We start from the raw sequence: 2,858 nt of genomic DNA, 5'->3' as shown, positions 1-2,858 counted from the left end.
GATGGCCTTTCTGCTCCGACACGGGATGATCCCCCTTCTTAAAGCTCTACGGCTGTTTTTTTGTGGTTATCGGTACTTCTAACGGCCCCGGTGCGCGTCCATTGCAACCGTCAACAAACAGGTCTCAGGCCAAGCAGTTGCGGCAGTGCCATGCTCCCGTGCTCAGCTGCCGATCGGTTGCGGCTTGCCATCGTCGCCAACGGCAACATAGGTGAAGACACCTTCAGTGACCTTGTGCGGATTGGCGCCATCACGGCCTCTGACCCACGTCTCCATCCTGACCTTGACCGAGGTATTGCCCTCCTCCTCCAGCCAGCAGAAGACGCTGACATCATCGCCGATGTAGACGGGTGTCAGAAACTCAACCGCGTCGATGCGGACGGTGACGACACGCTTGCCGGAGTGGTTGACCGCGAAGGTCCCACCGGCCAGGTCCATCTGCGACAGAGTCCAGCCCCCGAAGATGTCGCCGCTGGCGTTGGCATCGCGTGGCATGGCGATCGTTCGAAGATGAGCACCACCCGGCTGGTTCGGAAACTCGTTGCCCAATGTGATGCTCCTCGCCTGTGGCTGATCGGCGACGGGAAAGCCCCGCCTGTGGCACGGACCAACAATCAAGGCACACAAAGAGCTCGCATTTTCCCTGATCCAAGCCTCAGATTTATAGCCCCGACCCTCTGTTCCGCGAACGGGAACATTGATGAGCGACGACTGTTCAGCGATAGCGGCGATGTCAGGGGACATAAGTGCTAGTGTTAACCGGCAGGCCGAGACACTTCGACGGCGGCACGGCGCGCGCTATTTCGCCATTCAGATGTCAAAGAGCATAATGGTGAACGACCAAGGGCTCAATCCTGACGATCGTGAAATCGTAGTCGGTTTATGCGATCATCTCTTCCATCTCCTGATGTCAGTAGCGACTGATGTCATGCACATATTAGGTGAGGCATCCACAAAGCTGGCCCGACTTCCCGCACCTATGGAGAGTTCCACCGTTCGCGCCGGGATGACGTTTCCGATGCTTCAAGGCGTGGAGCCGCTTTACCGGCTGAGGTGGAGCACCTTCTTCTGCGTGAGCGCGTCGCCGATTGGCCCAAGCCGGCGAAAGCCTGTGGCGAGAGGGCGGCGGAAGCTCTTCGACGAACCTGCGGAACCCTTAGCGGTTCTGAATAGAAGACCCAGGAGGAAACATGGCGGGCGTCGTGTCACGGTCACTCAACACATCGGCCGATCTGGGGCACGTCGCGGCCAGCTCTGATAGTTGCCTCTCATGACGGGGGATAGCGACATCACAGACGCAGACCAGCTGCCAGATGCTCTTATCCGTGACCCCCGGCCTGACGCGGCATGGCCTGCTCAGACCTTGGCCCAAGCCATTCCGAGTCACGGCGTTAACCTCAACGCTGTCCTCTACACCGCGGCAGGCGCAGGTCTGCATCCAACGATCCTGCTGTTACACGGGCTCCCTGGCAACGAGCAGAACCTCGACCTGGCCCAGTCACTCCGGCGAGCCGGCTGGAACGTCCTGACGCTGCATTATCGTGGATCGTGGGGCACGCCGGGTAACTTCTCCTTCACGCACTGTCTGGACGACGGCGCGGCTGCCATAAACTGGTTACGCGGTGCAGAAGCAGCTTTACGGATCGACGCCCGCAAGCTTGTCGTCATAGGACACAGCATGGGCGGCTTCATTGCAGCCCAACTTGCTGCCCACGATCCAGAAATCCTGGCGGCCTGCCTCATTTCGGGCGTTGATCTCGGAGCCGATTTCGGTGCATTGCCCAAGGATCACGCAGCGGCGGTGGTCGATGACAATGTCGGTACCAGCGACGGGCTTCATATTCTGTCCGGAACGTCACCGGAGGCTTTGGCCGAAGAAGCCAGGACGGGCGCTAAGCGATTGCGCCTCGTGAACCACGCCGGTCAGCTCGCCACTCGGCCGCTCCTGCTCATTACCTCCGAGGATGGGTTCGCAGCAGGGAGCGACGCACTGGCGCGAGCGATCGTGGAGATCGGAAGTGACACACTGTCGCTCGCACATTTCACAACCGATCATAGCTACTCAGACCACCGGATCGCCTTGCAGATCGAAGTGCTGCGCTGGCTGATGCGGACCCTGACACGACATGATCAGGTGGTTGGCTGAGCCTGTTCTTTAGAAAAACCCTTCGCTGATCACGTCGCCAGCTGCAGGGCAGTTACGAAGCGCTCGCGCCAGTGGGTTATGTCGTTGCGGCGCAGTACGTCCATCATGTTACACCATCGCTCGCGACGCTCCGCAAGCGGCATGTGCAATGCCTGATCCACGGCCTCGCCGATGGCCCTGACGTCGTACGGGTTCACGATCAGCGCCTGCTCCAACTCATGCGATGCCCCGGCAAACTGCGACAGGACCAGCACACCTGGATCCTCGGGATCCTGGGCGGCGACATACTCCTTGGCCACCAGGTTCATGCCGTCCCGCAGTGAGGTGACGAGACCCACTTTCGCGGCTCGGTACAATCCCGCCAGCGCCGCCGGGACTGCCGCAAAGTTGGGGGAGTTATGCTGAGCAGGGTATGACCGGCTGGTCATGTCGGCGGCTGGGGAATGGGGATGGGGTGGGTTCTGCGTTTGGTGGAAACCGGGATTGAGGGAGTGAACCGGAGCGTCGACGTGCTGGAGATCGTCCGTGCCGGTGATCTGGCTGATCTCGGGGGTCTTGGATTGAGCCTTGTGGATGGCAAGCAGCTCGTGGCCCAGGTTCAACAAGCCGTCGTTGCGGCTCAGAGCCGCGACCATGCCGCCCGGCGTCCGATCTGCCAATCGTGCGCGACACCAGCCAGGTCAAGGATTACCGGCCCCACCAGATCGCCACC

At 60.6% G+C, this 2,858-nt stretch carries 3 protein-coding genes; 1 reads left to right on the top strand and 2 read right to left on the bottom strand.

The window, feature by feature from the left end; translation table 11 throughout:
• Positions 1–162 precede the first annotated feature (162 nt).
• Positions 163–549 (bottom strand): acyl-CoA thioesterase, encoded by a 387-nt coding sequence (locus tag AC5JJ6_RS07265; RefSeq protein WP_496041394.1) that lies wholly within the window; start codon positions 547–549, stop codon positions 163–165.
• Positions 550–1,270: 721 nt separating this feature from the next.
• On the opposite strand from AC5JJ6_RS07265, the gene AC5JJ6_RS07260 reads away from it, so the two are divergent.
• Positions 1,271–2,146 carry an alpha/beta hydrolase family protein gene (locus tag AC5JJ6_RS07260; protein WP_496041393.1) on the top strand — a complete coding sequence of 292 codons (876 nt, stop codon included), beginning with the start codon at positions 1,271–1,273 and terminating at the stop codon, positions 2,144–2,146.
• 29 nt (positions 2,147–2,175) lie between these two features.
• Here AC5JJ6_RS07260 and AC5JJ6_RS07255 read toward each other — a convergent pair whose 3' ends face one another.
• The gene (locus AC5JJ6_RS07255; RefSeq protein WP_496041392.1) at positions 2,176–2,781 is read right to left on the bottom strand and encodes a trehalose-6-phosphate synthase; all 606 of its coding nucleotides are present in this window, start codon (positions 2,779–2,781) and stop codon (positions 2,176–2,178) included.
• Positions 2,782–2,858 lie beyond the last annotated feature (77 nt).

The organism is Skermanella sp. (genome assembly GCF_059503625.1).
Note: the sequence above shows the minus strand (reverse complement) of the source record. Positions and strands in the feature narration are given on the sequence as shown.